This window comes from Kangiella sp., from assembly GCF_048265365.1.
In the GTDB taxonomy this organism is placed as follows: Bacteria; Pseudomonadota; Gammaproteobacteria; order Enterobacterales; family Kangiellaceae; genus Kangiella.
The window spans coordinates 372,472-388,854 of sequence record NZ_JBLXBT010000001.1 but is presented as its reverse complement, the minus strand read 5'-3'; the positions used below and the strand labels follow the sequence as shown (position 1 = coordinate 388,854).

The window sequence follows — 16,383 nt, the reverse complement described above, 5'->3', positions numbered from 1 at the left end:
ACTGTTCGTTTATTTACTTTTAGCTGCGTGTTGTTTTTCAATCTTCTTGGTAATGTACTGTTGTTGAGCAACTGAAATTAAGTTGTTGCACAACCAATAAAGTACTAAACCAGCAGGGAAGAACAACATGAAGACTGTGAATACGATGGGCAAATAACTCATGATTTTTTGCTGCATCGGATCCATGGTTGGAGACTGAGGCTGCAGTTTCTGCATCAGCCACATACTTCCACCCATCAATAACGGCAGTACGAAGTATGGGTCAGCAACTGACAAATCCTGTATCCAGGCGACGAAAGGCGCATGACGCAATTCTACCGCTTCAAATAATACATAGTACAAGGCGATGAAAATTGGGAACTGTAATATCATTGGAAGACAACCACCAAATGGGTTAGCGCCTTCATCTTTGTACATTTTCATCATTTCTTGTTGCATGCGTTGTTTATCTTCACCGTAGCGCTCTTTTAACTGCTGCATTTTCGGTGCCAATTTGCGCATATTAGCCATAGAACGGTACTGCGCGGCTGATAACGGATAAAGCAATGCTTTCACTACTAAGGTTACCAAAATAATGGCCAATCCCCAGTTACCAATAAACGAGTAGAAGAACTGCATTAACTTGTAGATTGGTAATCCGATCCACCACACCCAACTCAGATCCAGTGATTTTTCTAAACCTGGTGCTGCTGCTTCTAAACGTTTTAGAATTTTAGGGCCAACATATAAAGTAGCATTAATGATTGACTCACTTTGTGCTGGCACGGAAACCGTAGGCTGGATGAAACGAATAACGGTATCCTGATTAGGCTTTACCGTTGTGGTTATTTTAATTTGTTCCTGTTGTTCGGGAATCCAGGCAGAGATGAAGTAATGTTGTAAATAACCAATCCAACCACCTTGTCGAGTCACATTAACGGGTTCATCTGCTAAATCATCGACAGACATTTTTTCATACTTTCTTTCTTCAGGAGAGTATGCAACACCCATAAATGGTGACATGCCAAATGATGACTTTTCTTCCAGTCCGGTTGTCTTTTGATCGCGAATAAGCTCTGCTACAAAATTATAGGTCCTATCATTGGCCGATTGGTTGTTAACCTTATACTTAACGCCTATTTCATAATCATTGCGCTTAAACTTGAAGGTTTTTGTAAACTCAATACCTTCTTCATTGAACCAAGTCAACGGAATCTCTAACTCATCTTTGCCATCAGCTAATTGATAATTTTGTTGCTTAGTCTGGTAGGTGGCACGTGGTAATTGATTATCAGGCGCTCCATTACCTAGTAATGCACTTTTGGCTTGATACAAACGATCGCGATAATCAAATAAGACGACTCTTTCATTTTCACTATCAAGCTCGCGGTTATAATCATTAAGCTCTGCATAAACAACATCGCCACCGACTCTATCAATCTTCACTTTAAAGACGTCAGTGACCACCTCTATTAAATTACTGCTTTTAACATCACTGTCAGCAACAGCATCTTTCTGACCAAATTGTTCAACTTTTTCTTGTTGAGCTTCTGGGCCATAATCTTTCTGCCAAGCTTGATATAACAAGAAGGTGCAGATAGCAAAACCTAAAATAAAAAATCCGCGCATCGATTCCATAGCAATCTCTTTAATTCTTTGCGTGTTGTGTTAATCGTTTACCGGAGGAACCGGATCATGTCCGCCTTCACATCCAGGGTGGCAACGAGCAATTCGTTTTACTGTTAACCAGCTGCCTTTCATTGCCCCATGCTCTTGCAGTGCTTCTATCGAATAATTGGAGCAGGTTGGATAAAAACGGCACTGATTGCCCATTACCGGACTCAATACCTTCTGGTATCCACGTACCACACCAATTAATAGTCGATTGATCACTTGCTAGCCCTTTTCTGTAAACGAATCCACAGTTGTTCAAGGTGCCCGAATAATACCTTATTCGGTAACTGACTACTACCACGACGGGCTAATAAAACAATGTCATAAGCAGGTATTTGGTGTTGGTTTAACCGAAAGCTTTCACGGGCCAACCGCTTGATTCTATTACGATCAACGGCATTACGAACATTTTTTTTAGCAACGATTAGGCCAAGTCTTGGAAAGTCTTCAAGATTAGGAACAGCGAGCAAGGTATAAGGAGGGCAAACTAACTTTACAGGATTCTTGTTAAAAACCCTTTTGTAATCCTCTGCTGTGAGCAGGCGAAGACTTGTTGGAAAGTCAGCTAAAAGCTGTTTTTCACAAGCCCGCTTGCCGCTCACATCAAGGAATGCTTTATTTATCAGGCAGTTAAACGCTTACGACCTTTAGCACGACGACGATTGATAACCTGACGGCCATTCTTTGTTGCCATACGTGCACGGAAGCCGTGAGTGCGCTTGCGCTTGATAATGCTTGGTTGAAATGTTCTTTTCATCGGATTAACCCACTAGCCAATAAAATTTGAGCTGAATTTTCTGTATCGCCTGATTGCGACAACCAAAAAACAAGTACAGCCCTACTACAAGGACGCGAGATTTTATAGGATCTACAGCCTTTGTGCAATGATCTTATTGCTTATTTAACAATCTTTTACTGGTTTGATAACGGCGTAAACTTGTGTGTTTTTTAGTCACAATATCTTATCTAGTGTTTTAAATATTAAAAACCACAATATCATCTACCCACTCTTCAACTCCCTGACCAATTGTGGATATTTATTTTTCTACAAAAATGGCTTTATTGCTCATTTCACGTTGATTTCCCTATTTTTAGTTGAAAATTGGAAATAACCCCTGAATTTAGAAGTTAACCATCCTGAATCGTTCCTTTATCGAGTTGTTAAGCCTGTAATATTAATAAAGTTATTTAAAAGATCTTATTATTATTATTAGTGAGACCTTTTGCTGTGTATAAGTCACTTTTAGTTTATCATTTCAATTGGTTACAGACATAATAACCCTCTGTGTAAGATGTCTTTAAGTATAAGGATGAAACTTGCATAAGTATGGTTTTCTGGTGTTTCATCTTTCTATTAACAGTTTTATAGGTTTTTTATACAAGATATACCCACATATTGACTAAATATCGGCATTCAAACCATTTTTTGTACAGTTTTAATTCTAAGCCACTTTATCATCACCATTCGTTCTATAGTAAAAATATATAGGTAAAGTTGTGGATTATTTTTCTATCCGGATCTACACTTACCCATAATATTTTCAAGTGACAAAAAAGTGTTCGACATAACAAAAGAATTGAACGCTATCGAATAACCAAGTACTAGGACTCTAATAATAATGACGGGTAATGTTTGGCGGAGTTGTTTACAGAAGCTGCAGTCTGAGCTGTCGGCTACTGAATTCAACACATGGATAAAACCGCTTCAGGTCAAAGAAACTGATTCTGAGATGGCTCTGTATGCACCAAATCCTTTCTTCGTTGATTGGATTCGTCAGCAATACCTTGATCGAATCAATGAATTCCTTATTCAGCGTGACAATAATCAGCAGAAGCATATTTCGCTTCATGTTGGCAATGTCAGTCACGTTAGCAATGAGTCTGCTAATGCTCAACCGGTCAATAATCAGCAAAACTCTGTAGCTCCCTCCAGTTCAGGCTTTAGGCCTGTTGCGCAAAATCATCATGTAAATCAATCTTCCGGGTTTCAACAAAACAACCTAAACCCCAAGTTTCTTTTTTCAAGTTTCGTTGAAGGCAAGTCTAACCAGCTTGCTCGTGCAGCTGCTCAGCAGGTTGTTGATAATCCTGGCGAGGCCTATAACCCTTTATTTATCTATGGCGGCGTTGGCTTGGGTAAAACCCACTTGATGCACTCTGTAGGTAATTCCATTCTTGAGAAGAACCCCAATGCTCATATCGTTTATCTACATTCTGAACGGTTTATGGCTAATATGGTTAAGGCCTTACAAACGGGAACCATGGACAAGTTTAAGAACTTCTACCGTTCAGTGGATGCTCTGCTAATTGATGATATTCAATTTTTTGCCAATAAGGGCCGTACACAAGAAGAGTTTTTCCACACGTTTAACAATCTGATCGAGAAGAATAAACAGGTTATTATCACCTGCGATCGCTATCCTAAAGAAGTTGAAGGCCTTGAAGAGCGACTTAAATCTCGTTTTGGTTGGGGTTTAACGGTAGCGGTAGAGCCGCCCGAGCTTGAAACTCGAGTAGCCATTTTAATGAGCAAGGCTCAGAGTTCTAAGATAGAGTTACCTAACGAGGTAGCTTTTTTTATTGCTAAAAGAATCCGCTCCAATGTTCGGGAGCTCGAAGGAGCTCTAAAGCGAGTGATAGCTAATGCACAGTTCACAGGCAGAGCCATTACCCTGGATTTTGTCAAAGATGCCTTAAAAGACTTGATAGCGGCTCAGGATAAACTGATTTCGATAGAAAATATCCAAAAAACGGTAGCTAGCTATTACAAGATAAAGGTTTCTGATCTATTATCTCAAAGGCGCAGTCGCTCTATCGCACGACCGCGTCAAATGGCTATGGCTTTGGCTAAAAACTTAACCAATCATAGCCTGCCAGAAATTGGTGATGCTTTTGGGGGGAAAGACCATACGACAGTTTTACATGCCTGTCGTAAGATCGAGCAGTTAAAAGGCGAAAGCATCGATATTGAAGAAGATTTTTCAAACTTACTTCGGACTCTGTCCAGCTAATAACAAGGTGTCTATATGCGTTTTACCATAAGCCGGGATCAGTTGCTGGCGCCACTTCAATTAGTGAGTGGTGCTGTAGAAAAACGACAAACACTTCCTGTCCTATCCAATGTTTTAATGGTTGTTGATGATAGTAAGCTATCACTTACAGCTACTGATCTTGAGGTAGAATTAAAGGCTCAAGTCGATTTAGAAGGCGAGTTCGAGCCTGGCGAAATTACTGTACCTGCGCGTAAACTTTTAGACATTGTACGCAGTCTTGGTGATGGTGAGAACGTTAAGGTAGAGCAGTCTGAAACACGCTTAAAAGTGATCACTCCAAGCAGCCGTTTTAGTCTATCAACCATGTCTGCTAACGAGTTCCCTAACCTTGACGAAACTGTCAGCCTGGCTTCCCTTGAACTCACTCAAGACGTGCTTAAGAGTCTGATTGAAAAAACTCAGTTTGCGATGGCGCAACAAGATGTTCGTTATTACCTCAATGGTATGCTTTTTGAATTTGATAATGACAAACTAACGACTGTTGCTACCGATGGTCACCGACTGGCTCTTTCCCGCGCCAAAGCTTCGATTGATGCTGACGATAAAATAAGCGCCATTATTCCGCGTAAAGGCGTTACTGAGTTAGCTCGTCTTCTCGAACACAGTGATGACAAAGTTACTGTTAATCTAGGTTCTAACCATATTAAAGTGATAGGTCCTGACTATTCCTTCACCTCGAAATTGGTTGATGGCCGTTTCCCAGAATATGAAAAAGTCCTTCCCCGCAATGGCGACAAGATTGTCATTGCTGATCGCGAGCTGTTTAAAGAGTCTTTATCACGTGCATCCATTCTATGTAATGAGAAGTTCCGTGGTGTCCGCTTTATGCTTACCAATGAGCAGGTTCGATTGCACGCTAATAACCCGGAACAAGAAGAAGCAGAGGTTGAGTTTGGCGTCGATTATAAAGGTTCTGATTTAGAAATCGGTTTTAATGTTAGTTATATGATTGACGTTATGAACACCATCAAAACCCCACAGGTTAAACTGACTTTTATTGATGCCAATAGCAGCACCTTAATAGAAGAGGTCGATGGTGGCGAAAGCGTCTATGTCGTTATGCCGATGCGACTTTAACTATATTTATCCTGTTTAAGCATCCTTGATGCACATCCAATCTCTCACTATCCAAAACTTCAGAAATCTGCAGCCCTCGAGGCTGCATTTTTCTCCTCAGCTCAATATTATTTATGGTGATAATGCTGCTGGCAAAACCAGTATTCTGGAGAGTCTCTTCATCCTTGGTCACGGCCGTTCCTTCCGCACCAGCCGTCATACGAAACTAATTAATTACGAAGAAGAGTCTTTTACCCTGTTCAGCGAGCTTTACTCTAACAATGTCCAGCAACGCTTAGGGATTCAACGCTTTCGCAACAGTGACGTTAACATTCGTCTAAACCAAGAGCCTCTACCTAAACTCAGTGACCTTGTCAGTTTAATTCCCATTCAAGTACTGGCGCCTGAGCATTATGAGCTTCTTACTAAAGGGCCAAGCGGGCGTCGCAAACTGTTAGATTGGGGAGTGTTCCACGTGGAACATTCCTTTCTTAAGCGCTGGCAAGCGTGTCAGCGTATCATCTTGCAACGCAACAAACTTCTCAAAGGTAGTCAATCTTATAAGGACTTGGATGCATGGGACAGTCAACTAATCCCACTGTCTGAGCAAGTTAATCAATATCGGCAAGAGTACTGTGATTTACTCAGTCCCTATTTCAAAGATATTGTCAGCAAGTTCTTACCCGATGTTAATTTGTCCCTAGAATTTTACGAGGGCTGGCAAGGAAAAGACCTTCAGTCATTACTCAAAGAACAGTATCCAAAAGATAAAAAGCTTGGTTATACTCAATCAACCATCCAGAAAGCTGACCTTAAAATACTTTCCGGAAAAAGATTAGCAGCTGACTATTTATCACGAGGACAACAAAAGCTAGTTACTACCGCCATAAAACTAGCCCAATTAATTCTTGCCCAAGAAAGAGGGCAACAGTATCCTGTGTTCTTGCTTGATGATATTGGTGCAGAATTAGATGAAAATCACCAGAAATTATTGCTTAATTTGTTAGCGCAACAACCGAAGAATCAACAAATATTTATTACTTGTGTGCATTTAGATCCTCTCAAAAGCCTCATAAACAGGTATAATAACGCCAGGTTGTTCCACGTGGAACATGGGGCTGTTTCAATAGTAGAAGCCTCAGAAATGAATGCGCAATAAGCTCAATAGAACAATCATAAGGAATCCGTATGTCGGAAAATAACAGTTACGATTCGTCCAGTATTAAAGTATTGAAAGGTTTGGATGCTGTTCGTAAGCGTCCTGGAATGTATATTGGTGACACAGATGATGGCACAGGCTTGCACCATATGGTGTTTGAGGTAGTCGATAACTCAATCGATGAAGCTCTGGCCGGCCACTGTACAGATATTTACGTTACCATTCACAGTGATAATTCAGTATCTGTTAGAGACAATGGTCGTGGTATTCCTACCGAAATGCATGAAGAAGAGGGTGTGTCCGCGGCCGAGGTTATCATGACGGTACTGCATGCTGGTGGTAAGTTTGATGATAACTCCTACAAGGTATCCGGCGGTCTGCACGGTGTAGGGGTTTCGGTGGTAAATGCTTTATCGGAAGAGTTAAAGCTTACAATTCGTCGTGGCGGCAAGCGCTACGAACAGATCTATGTCCATGGTGTGCCGCAGGCACCACTAGAGGTTGTGGGCGACGCAGAAACCTCCGGTACAGAAATCCGATTCAAACCAAGCGATAAAACCTTCACTAACACCGAATACCACTATGATATTTTAGCTAAGCGCTTACGCGAGCTATCCTTCCTTAACTCTGGTGTAGGCATTCGGTTGGCGGACGAACGGTCCGGTAGACAAGATCACTTTAGGTATGAGGGCGGTATTAAAGCCTTTGTTGAATATCTAAATAGTAAAAAAACGCCAATCCACGAAAAGGTCTTCTATTTTACTCATGAGAGAGAAGAGGATGGGGTTACTGTTGAGGTTGCCATGCAATGGAATGATGGATTTCAGGAAAGCATCTTCTGCTTTACCAACAACATTCCCCAGAGAGATGGTGGTACTCACCTGGCCGGTTTTCGTGCCGCTTTGACACGTGGTTTGAATAATTTCATGGAAAATGAGGGCTACAACAAGAAAGGTAAGGTTAATACCACCGGCGATGATGCCCGTGAAGGTCTTACCGCAGTTGTTTCGGTAAAGGTTCCGGATCCTAAGTTCAGCTCACAAACCAAAGATAAACTGGTTTCCAGCGAAGTAAAAACGGCTGTAGAGCAGGCTATGGGCGAACATCTGAAAGATTTCTTACTAGAAAACCCTGGTGAAGCAAAGTCAGTAGTTAACAAGATGATTGATGCTGCTAGAGCGCGCGAAGCAGCAAGAAAAGCTCGCGAGATGACCCGTCGTAAGGGTGCTCTAGATATAGCAGGCCTACCGGGCAAGTTGGCGGACTGCCAGGAGAAAGACCCAGCATTATCAGAACTTTATATAGTGGAGGGTGATTCTGCGGGAGGCTCTGCCAAGCAAGGTCGTGATCGTAAGAATCAGGCGATTTTGCCGTTAAAAGGTAAGATTCTTAATGTGGAAAAGGCGCGCTTCGATAAAATGTTGTCTTCACAAGAGGTAGGCACGTTAATTACAGCCTTGGGTTGTGGTATTGGCCGCGAAGAGTTTGATGCAGACAAGACCCGTTACCACCGCATCATTATCATGACCGATGCGGATGTGGATGGTGCGCACATCAGAACTTTGCTATTAACCTTCTTCTATCGCCAGGTTCCGCAGTTGATTGAGAGAGGGTACATCTATATTGCACAGCCACCTTTGTATAAAGTGAAAAAGGGTAAACAGGAGCAGTATCTAAAAGATGATGATGCACTGGAAAATTATCTGACTCAAACAGCGTTGAATAATACAGAGCTATACATCAGTAAAGATGCTCCAGCTATTAGTGGTGAAGGCCTGGAACGTCTGGTCAATGAGTATCGTGACGTACAAACGACCATTCGTCGTTTGGCACAACTGTACCCTTCTAATATTTTAAATAGCATGATCTATCATCCAACGCTAAAGACCGAAGATCTTAAAAGTGAGCCTAAGGTCAAAGAGTGGATGGATACTTTAGCGGTCAAGCTGAATAAAGATCAAAAGAGTGGCGCTGTTCGTTTTAACTTTAATGTTCGAAAGGATAATGAGTTAGAGCACTATTTGCCACACTTTGTAATGTTCCATCATGGGGTGGAAAGTGAATACTTACTCTCAACAGACTTCTTTGCATCCGGTGATTATAAAAAGATATCATTACTTGGTGAAAAGCTCGAAACACTAATTGAGGAAGGGGCATTTGTTAAGCGTGGTGAAAAGATTCAGGAGATAGAATCATTTAAAGAAGCTTTAGATTGGTTGATGTCCGAAGCGCGTCGCGGACAAGCGATTCAGCGCTACAAAGGTCTTGGCGAAATGAACCCAGGTCAACTTTGGGAAACCACAATGGATCCAGCTGGTCGTCGCATGTTGCAGGTTACGATTGAAGATGCTGTTGGAGCGGATCAGTTGTTCACAACCTTGATGGGCGATCAGGTAGAACCAAGACGAGAGTTTATTGAAAATAACGCTCTATCGGTATCGAATCTGGACGTTTAACCAAATAAACCAGTAAAGATTCAATAACAGTATGAAGGGCCGCTATTTGCGGCCTTTTTTATGTGCCAATAGAGAAGTGAGTGCTGACTCAGTCTGGGGGGTGGACAAGAGCTTCTCGTACTCGGGTAGAGCTTCTTGGTCGGGAGCAGACAGCTTTGGATATTGAATCGGTAATAGCTTTAAATTGTCGAGAACTATTTGAGAAACAATGGTCCGCATGGCGGGTTTATTATCCGCGGGGATAATATACCATGGTGCCCAAGGCCGAGAGGTATGTGAGAGTGCTTCTTGATAGGCGTATTGATAAGAATCCCACAGTTTACTTTGCTCGATATCATTTTTAGAGAACTTCCAGTTTTTAGCAGGGTCATGGATTCGGGACAGGAATCGTTGATGTTGCTCTTGTTGTGAAACATTGAGAAAAAACTTAAGGACTAAGGTTCCATTTGAGGCAAGGTGGCGTTCGTGATCATTAATCGATTGGAATCTGGACTGCCAGAATGAATCATTAATAATGGGGGGCTTGCTGGTTGAGAGTTGGACATTACTCAAGTGTTGGTTGGCGAGAAAATGAGGATTAACCCGCACGACGAGCACTTCTTCATAGTAGCTTCGATTGAAAATACCTATTCGACCACGTTCAGGCAGAGCTTTTGCAGTTCGCCACAAAAAATCATGTTCAAGCTCTTCGGCTGAAGGTTGTTTAAAGCTGTGAACCTGGAATCCAGCAGGGTTGACCCCTTTAAAAACCTTGCGAATAGTGCTGTCTTTACCTGCAGCGTCCATGGCCTGGAATATAAGCAGGATGGAAAAGCGATTGTCGGCATATAAAGTATGCTGCAAATGGTAAAGTTGTTTGCGGTTGTCTATAAGTTGAGCCTTGTAATTGGAATTGGAATCAAGTTGCTGTGGCAAGGTTGGATAATCACATAGCTTTATTCCGGACTCAAAGGGTACGGAATAATCATTAATGACGCAGTCAGCTGGTAAATCAAATATGTCATGGTCAAAGGACATAGCCTGAATCCTAAAGTAACGATAGAGTTAAGATGATGGAATTTAATCTTAGAAACAAGAGCTAAAATGTAAACTTACCAATATGAGGAATCAGTAGCTTGCGATGTGTTGGCACAGGAGTATGATAGAAAAGGAGTAAAAACAAAAAGGAGCTAATATGACTGTTGCAAAGGTTACAGAAATTATTGCAGACTCAAAAGATAGTTTTGAAGATGCGGTGAAACAAGGTATTCGAAGAGCCAACAAAACCTTGGATCAGGTAAAGTCAGCTTGGATTAAAGAACAGCAAGTGGTTATTAAAGATGGTGAGGTGGAAAAGTTTCGTGTGGTCATGAAAGTTACCTTCCTGTTAAAAGATTAAAACCAACAACTTTAACAAGAGCCCACGCAAAGACGTGGGCTTTTTGCTATTTACTGCCCAAGATTGACCCTAAAAGGCCGCGAACAATTCTGCGCCCAATACCTGAACTAACCGTTCTGGCAAGAGTTTTAAAGAAAGTCTCGGAAACAGATTGACGATTTGAGCGTCGCTTTGGTTTGGTTTTTTGGCGAATATCTTTAGCCTCTTTCATTTCCTTAGCTTGCCTCTTCTCAAGTTCTTTCTCTCTTTCCAACAGAACTTCATAAGCAGATTGACGATCTATAGCTTGATCATAGACATCTTTAAGCTCAGAAGAATCAAAAATGGTTTGCCAGTCTTGATCGGACAAAGGACCAATCTGAGAAGATGGAGGGCAGATCAGAGTTTGTTCGACGGGGGATGGACGCCCTTTATCATCAAGAACAGAAACCAACGCTTCACCGACTGATAACTGAGTAATAACAGACTGAGTGTCTAACAAAGGGTTAGGACGAAAGGTTTCAGCGGCAGCTTTGATGGATTTTTGATCTTTTGGTGTAAAAGCGCGTAAGGCATGTTGGATTCTATTCCCTAGCTGTCCTAAAACAGAATCAGGAATATCCGTTGGGTTTTGAGTAACGAAGTAAACACCCACTCCTTTAGAGCGTATTAGCCGCACAACTTGTTCGATACGTTGCAATAAGATTTTTGGGGCGTGGTCGAAGAGTAAATGTGCTTCATCGAAAAAGAAAACCAGGCGAGGTTTGTCCGGATCACCAACTTCTTCAAGCTCCTCGAATAATTCGGAGAGCATCCACAACAAAAAGGTGGAGTAAATCCTAGGATTTAACATCAATTCACGGCTGTACAACAAGCTAATATAGCCTTTGCCATCAGAATTAACCCGCATTAAGTCGTTAATATTAAGGGCGGTCTCACCGAAAAAATGATCACCCCCAGAGTTTTCTAATACCAGAAGCTTGCGGATTATGGCGGCAACCGTTTGAGAAGTAACAAGGCCGTAATTGCGACTAATTTGTTGACGATTATCAGCAAGCCAGTTGAGCATGGAGCGGAGATCTTTGAGATCCAATAAGAGCAGGCCTTGTTCATCAGCAATATCGAAGGCAATATGAAGGACACCTGTTTGGGTATCATTTAATTCCAAAAGGTTAGAAAGAAGTAACGGCCCCATTTCAGAGATAGTCGTTCTAACAGGATGGCCGTTTTTACCAAAAACATCCCAAAACAAGACAGGGTTAGAGCGAGGCTGATAATGAGGTATTTGGATTTTATCTATACGCTCAGTAATTTTAGGGTGGGAGGTAGCGGCTTTTGCAATCCCACTGAGGTCACCTTTAATATCAGCAGCGAAAACAGGAACACCCATATTTGAGAAAGATTCCGCAAGTACCTGTAGGGTTACAGTTTTACCGGTACCTGTTGCACCAGCGACCAGACCATGTCGGTTAGCCATCTTGGAATTGAGATAAATATGTTGCTGCTGAGGGTTGCCACCAATGAGAATCATGAAGTCGATCCAGCTATAGTTGATAACTCAGAATAATTTATCAGGGCGAAAAGGCAAGAGAAACATTCAAGTAGATAAGTTGAGTAGGCATGACAATAGTCAAGAAATGGTAAAAAAGATAAGGTAAAGTAATAAAAAACAGAGGAGGGGTTATGGATTTCGATCTATTGCTTAGTAATACCATTAATTCTAGCCAGGAAAAAACAACCAACAGTGTTTTTTGTGACAAGGAAAATCAACTGGCAGACATAAAGTTAGTGCAGGTTGATATGAACAACCAATGCTTTATAACAGATGATAAAAGCATAGCATTTGGTGATGCACAATATGTGGTGTTGCAAAAACCAGTTTACGAAAGTCTAGAAGAATACCAAAAAGAGACCGGGAACCTAAACTACTCCAATTATCGTATTGAAATGAGTGATCAGTTCACCATCACGGGTCAATGCGTATACTGCCAAAAAGAAGATGGCTTATGGAAAGTGTTACGGCTGCATAAAAACCATATTTTTATAATTCTATTATCTGAAAAAAATATTACTAACATAGATGTTATACATAGCAATGGTCGATCAACTTTTGGTAAAGAAGAAGATCGGTATACTGGAGAAATTAAAGAGGTCGATTTAAACACTGTAGACATCGATGAAAAATGGGTGCGAAAATTTCCTCCTGAGTTGCTTTTTAAATACCAGGCACTACCACTATATAAAAAAGGAAATCTTTTAGAAGTGGCATTCACCAACCCAAAACAGATTGACGCGATACAAGTGTTAAGTTTTATTGCGGGCTACAACATTGATCCGGTAAAAGCCAACAAAAGAGAATTATTGGAATCATTAAGCAGTATTGTCCAGTTCCAAAATGAAAAAGAAGCATTAAAAGAGCTAGAAAAAGTTGGCATTAATTCTAATCAAAGTTTAGCGACCAACGAAATAGAAAGTCTTGGTAAGAAGAAGGGTATTATCAATTTAATGGCATCTGTAATTACAGATGCTATAGACAAAGGGGCATCCGATATTCATCTTCACCCTAGAGCAAAGTACTTAGAATTATTATATCGAATGGACGGTACACTGACACCCATTAGAAAACTAGATTTATCATTACACCAGGCACTAGTGAGTCGAATAAAAATTATTGGTGGTATGGATATTGCTGAAAGACGATTACCGCAAGATGGACGTATAGAGTATACAGGAAATGGCAAAAACATTGATATGCGTATTTCGATTATGCCGACGGTTTATGGCGAAAGTGTCGTCATTCGGATTCTGGATAGTTCACAAGGGTTACGAGATATAAAAGAGTTAGGCTTAACAGAAAAGGATACGGAAAAATTCGTTAATTTATTACATTCGAGCTATGGAATGTTTTTAGTAACAGGGCCAACGGGTTCAGGTAAAACGACAACATTATATGCAGCAATTAATGAGAAGATAAAAGAAGGACCGCACATTATTACAGTGGAGGAACCGGTTGAGTATAAGATGGAAGGGGTCACACAAATACCGGTAAATCATAAAATTGATTACACCTTTGCACGCGCACTGAGAAATATTCTAAGGCATGACCCTGATGTGATCATGGTTGGAGAGATTCGGGATGGTGAGACAGCCAAGATTGCCGTGGAAAGTTCATTAACAGGACATCTGGTATTAAGTACGTTACATACCAATAGTGCAGTAAGTACTATTACGCGGTTGATTGAAATGGGGGTTGAAGCTTATCTATTAAAAGATGCATTGGTTGGGATTCTGGCACAAAGATTAGTTAAAAAGAATTGTCCGCATTGTTTGGAAGAAGAAACAATTCCGGCTTCCATACTAAAAGAGATTAAGGCAGCAAAAAACGATAAGTTTTATAAAGGTGTTGGTTGTGCTGAATGTTTCAATACCGGTATAGCTGGAAGACGTTCAGTGTACGAGCTATTAAGCGTAACACCTGAAGTTGCGCAAGAGATCAACGAAAGCTTGGATATCAACAAGCTAAGCCAGGTAGCACAAAAACAAGGAATGGTGGGTCTGGCTGAAATGGCGTTAGATTTAGCAAGAAAAAAAGAAATTTCAGCTCTGGAAGTCTATAAAATAAGAGCTAACGCGAGCCAGATAAAAACCTTGGAAGAATAATGTCACCCTCTTATATATAAAAGCGTCTAACAGTTAACAAAAGTGAAACGATGCTATGGAAGCCATTGGTATTTAAATATAATTTATTGTTTCATAAGGATTAAGAGGGGATAAAATGAAAAAAATAGCGATCTTAACGATATTATTTGTGGCTTTAACTGGCTGTAAGTCTGATTCAGACTCGCCTAATTTGAGAACCGAGATGGTTTTTAGCAAAGCTGATGGTGAGGTTACTCAAGAGTTTGAATATGGCGAAACAATTTATTTCGAAGTCTATGTGATTAACCAAAATAAGCTAAATACAGCAGTAATGACTTATGGAGACTGTGAAGGAGTCAACATGAGCATTATATATGGAAATGAAATTGTTTGGACAGAAGAAGATCGAGGTATCGGTTGCGGAGCGGTAATCAGAGAATTGATTATTTATCCGCAAGAGAGGTTTAAAATTTATGAAGGAAAAATAGATTATTTTGATGAAGAAACTATGACCGTTGTAGATTTTCTGCTGCAACCAAATACTTACCATGTTGAGGTTGAGTTAGTCGATGACTATGGTGGCTTTAGTACTAAGGATTTAACAATACTTCCTCCACCAGAAACAGCTCAATAGTATTACCAGAGATTAAACGGGGCCTGTTGGCTTCAGTTTTTATATGACGGGAAAAGTTTGGATGTCGTAAATTACCTTATAGATTTGGGATTAAGGTTGAAGCGAAAAATATTGCTAAATATAAAATATAAACAGGGGAAGAGTATGAAAAACGGTATGTTATTTATAGCTGGATTAGTAGTGTTGGGTTTAACCGGTTGTAAAAGTGATAATGAAACAAAATTAGAAGCAAGTTTAACAATGAAGACTTGGGAATATGGAAATCAGGAAATAATTTATGGAGAAGATAAAGCCATTTTTTCAGAACGTGAGCCTATTGCATTCGATATGAAGTTAACCAATAGAGGCCTTAAAACAGAAAGAGTAGAGTTTACGTGCGGCTTTGATGTTATTGAAATATATAATGCAAATGGTGAAAAAGTTTATGACTCTGAACAGGCTCCTGTAGGATGCTCACCTTCATTAAGTATTGAAGTGGTCTATATGGGAGAGTCGATAGGAACACCAACACTGTGGGATCAAGAATTGTTTCTGATAGATGCTGAAGGAGGTGAAAGAGGGAGTACTGGTGAGTATCTTCCACCCGGAGACTATACTGTTACTGGGTATGCTGAAGTTTATATCGAATCAGTCGGTTCAACAATCATTCCACTGCCAAAAGAATATAGTCTTACGATAGAAGCATCGGAATAAGAAGTGTAACAACTTTGAGGTAGTATTAAGTGTAATTAAAAAAAAGGAGCCGATGGCTCCTTTTGTCATATAAAAGAACTAAAGTTTAGACTCAATATCCGTAAGTTTCTTTTCCAACTCTTCCAGCATCAAGCGTGTTCTCTGTAAGACTTTAGTCTGTGCGTCAAACTCTTCGCGAGTAACCAGATCAAGTTTGGCCAGATGGCTTTGCAAAACTTGTTTAGCCTGTTTGGCAAACTCATCCCCTGTGTCTTTGACAGACTGGGGGATCGCATCTGAAAGTTTGTTCGCAATATCATCAAGAACTTTAGGATCTATCATGTTGACCTCTTTGCTTACCAGAGCGGTGGCTTAACTCTTGCCAAGTATAGAACGGCGAAGATACTTGCGAGTGCCAATACAAAGAAAATTAATCGCTTGTTACTTTCAGAGGCATGAAACATTTTGATGCCAAATAGAATATAGGTGACGATAAGCAAAATTTTAACCGTTAACCAGGGCTGATGATGCGGATACATTTTAAATTGCACCATTAATACTATCCCGCTGGCAAGTAAGAAAGTATCGATAACATGCGGTAATATTTTAACGACTTTTTTCTGTAGAATTTGACTGCCTCTGAATAACCAGACGCTACGAATAATAAAGCCCAAAACAGTCAGGGCGGCTAAACTCATGTGAAA

Annotated in this window: 16 protein-coding genes; 8 read left to right on the top strand and 8 right to left on the bottom strand. The window is 40.6% G+C overall.

The window, feature by feature from the left end:
• Positions 1 to 9 precede the first annotated feature (9 nt).
• Genes yidC through rpmH form a run of 4 tightly spaced genes read right to left on the bottom strand, consistent with a single transcriptional unit; the run spans position 10 to position 2,410 of the window.
• Complete coding sequence (yidC, locus tag ACN0VI_RS01810; RefSeq protein ID WP_417445572.1) at positions 10 to 1,617, bottom strand: membrane protein insertase YidC; 1,608 nt, start codon at positions 1,615 to 1,617, stop codon at positions 10 to 12.
• Between the two features lie 30 nt (positions 1,618 to 1,647).
• The gene (gene yidD, locus ACN0VI_RS01805; RefSeq protein WP_331890296.1) at positions 1,648 to 1,872 is read right to left on the bottom strand and encodes a membrane protein insertion efficiency factor YidD; all 225 of its coding nucleotides are present in this window, start codon (positions 1,870 to 1,872) and stop codon (positions 1,648 to 1,650) included.
• Positions 1,869 to 2,255 (bottom strand): ribonuclease P protein component, encoded by a 387-nt coding sequence (gene rnpA, locus ACN0VI_RS01800; protein ID WP_331890294.1) that lies wholly within the window; start codon positions 2,253 to 2,255, stop codon positions 1,869 to 1,871. Before rnpA ends, yidD begins: the two co-directional genes overlap by 4 nt.
• A gap of 20 nt (positions 2,256 to 2,275) precedes the next feature.
• Complete coding sequence (rpmH, locus tag ACN0VI_RS01795; RefSeq protein ID WP_106647942.1) at positions 2,276 to 2,410, bottom strand: 50S ribosomal protein L34; 135 nt, start codon at positions 2,408 to 2,410, stop codon at positions 2,276 to 2,278.
• An 862-nt stretch (positions 2,411 to 3,272) separates the two neighbouring features.
• On the opposite strand from rpmH, the gene dnaA reads away from it, so the two are divergent.
• Genes dnaA through gyrB form a run of 4 tightly spaced genes read left to right on the top strand, consistent with a single transcriptional unit; the run spans position 3,273 to position 9,377 of the window.
• Positions 3,273 to 4,664 carry a chromosomal replication initiator protein DnaA gene (gene dnaA, locus ACN0VI_RS01790; protein ID WP_417445571.1) on the top strand — a complete coding sequence of 464 codons (1,392 nt, stop codon included), beginning with the start codon at positions 3,273 to 3,275 and terminating at the stop codon, positions 4,662 to 4,664.
• Between the two features lie 15 nt (positions 4,665 to 4,679).
• A complete protein-coding gene (dnaN, locus tag ACN0VI_RS01785; protein ID WP_417445570.1) occupies positions 4,680 to 5,783 on the top strand; it encodes a DNA polymerase III subunit beta in 1,104 nt (367 codons plus the stop codon).
• A gap of 28 nt (positions 5,784 to 5,811) precedes the next feature.
• The gene (recF, locus tag ACN0VI_RS01780) at positions 5,812 to 6,921 is read left to right on the top strand and encodes a DNA replication/repair protein RecF (protein ID WP_417445569.1); all 1,110 of its coding nucleotides are present in this window, start codon (positions 5,812 to 5,814) and stop codon (positions 6,919 to 6,921) included.
• 29 nt (positions 6,922 to 6,950) lie between these two features.
• Positions 6,951 to 9,377, top strand: a complete 2,427-nt coding sequence (gene gyrB / locus ACN0VI_RS01775) for a DNA topoisomerase (ATP-hydrolyzing) subunit B (RefSeq protein WP_331890282.1) — start codon at positions 6,951 to 6,953, stop codon at positions 9,375 to 9,377.
• A gap of 42 nt (positions 9,378 to 9,419) precedes the next feature.
• Here gyrB and ACN0VI_RS01770 read toward each other — a convergent pair whose 3' ends face one another.
• Positions 9,420 to 10,394: a PPK2 family polyphosphate kinase gene (locus tag ACN0VI_RS01770; protein ID WP_417445568.1), complete on the bottom strand. Its 975-nt coding sequence runs from the start codon at positions 10,392 to 10,394 to the stop codon at positions 9,420 to 9,422.
• 157 nt (positions 10,395 to 10,551) lie between these two features.
• Here ACN0VI_RS01770 and ACN0VI_RS01765 point away from each other — a divergent pair, with 157 nt between their 5' ends.
• A complete protein-coding gene (locus ACN0VI_RS01765; protein ID WP_331890277.1) occupies positions 10,552 to 10,755 on the top strand; it encodes a dodecin family protein in 204 nt (67 codons plus the stop codon).
• A gap of 46 nt (positions 10,756 to 10,801) precedes the next feature.
• Here ACN0VI_RS01765 and ACN0VI_RS01760 read toward each other — a convergent pair whose 3' ends face one another.
• Positions 10,802 to 12,265 (bottom strand): helicase HerA-like domain-containing protein, encoded by a 1,464-nt coding sequence (locus tag ACN0VI_RS01760; protein ID WP_417445567.1) that lies wholly within the window; start codon positions 12,263 to 12,265, stop codon positions 10,802 to 10,804.
• Between the two features lie 152 nt (positions 12,266 to 12,417).
• Here ACN0VI_RS01760 and ACN0VI_RS01755 point away from each other — a divergent pair, with 152 nt between their 5' ends.
• The 3 genes from ACN0VI_RS01755 to ACN0VI_RS01745 all read left to right on the top strand — a co-directional run bounded on the left by ACN0VI_RS01755 (position 12,418) and on the right by ACN0VI_RS01745 (position 15,700).
• On the top strand, positions 12,418 to 14,394 hold the full coding sequence (locus tag ACN0VI_RS01755) for a GspE/PulE family protein (protein WP_417445566.1): 1,977 nt from the start codon (positions 12,418 to 12,420) through the stop codon (positions 14,392 to 14,394).
• A 115-nt stretch (positions 14,395 to 14,509) separates the two neighbouring features.
• Positions 14,510 to 15,007, top strand: coding sequence for a hypothetical protein (locus tag ACN0VI_RS01750; RefSeq protein ID WP_417445565.1), 498 nt, complete (start codon positions 14,510 to 14,512; stop codon positions 15,005 to 15,007).
• A 144-nt stretch (positions 15,008 to 15,151) separates the two neighbouring features.
• Positions 15,152 to 15,700, top strand: coding sequence for a hypothetical protein (locus tag ACN0VI_RS01745; RefSeq protein WP_417445564.1), 549 nt, complete (start codon positions 15,152 to 15,154; stop codon positions 15,698 to 15,700).
• Between the two features lie 78 nt (positions 15,701 to 15,778).
• Here ACN0VI_RS01745 and ACN0VI_RS01740 read toward each other — a convergent pair whose 3' ends face one another.
• On the bottom strand, positions 15,779 to 16,021 hold the full coding sequence (locus ACN0VI_RS01740) for an accessory factor UbiK family protein (RefSeq protein WP_417445563.1): 243 nt from the start codon (positions 16,019 to 16,021) through the stop codon (positions 15,779 to 15,781).
• Positions 16,022 to 16,035: 14 nt separating this feature from the next.
• Positions 16,036 to 16,377, bottom strand: a complete 342-nt coding sequence (locus ACN0VI_RS01735) for a SirB2 family protein (protein WP_331890265.1) — start codon at positions 16,375 to 16,377, stop codon at positions 16,036 to 16,038.
• Between the last annotated feature and the right edge of the window lie 6 nt (positions 16,378 to 16,383).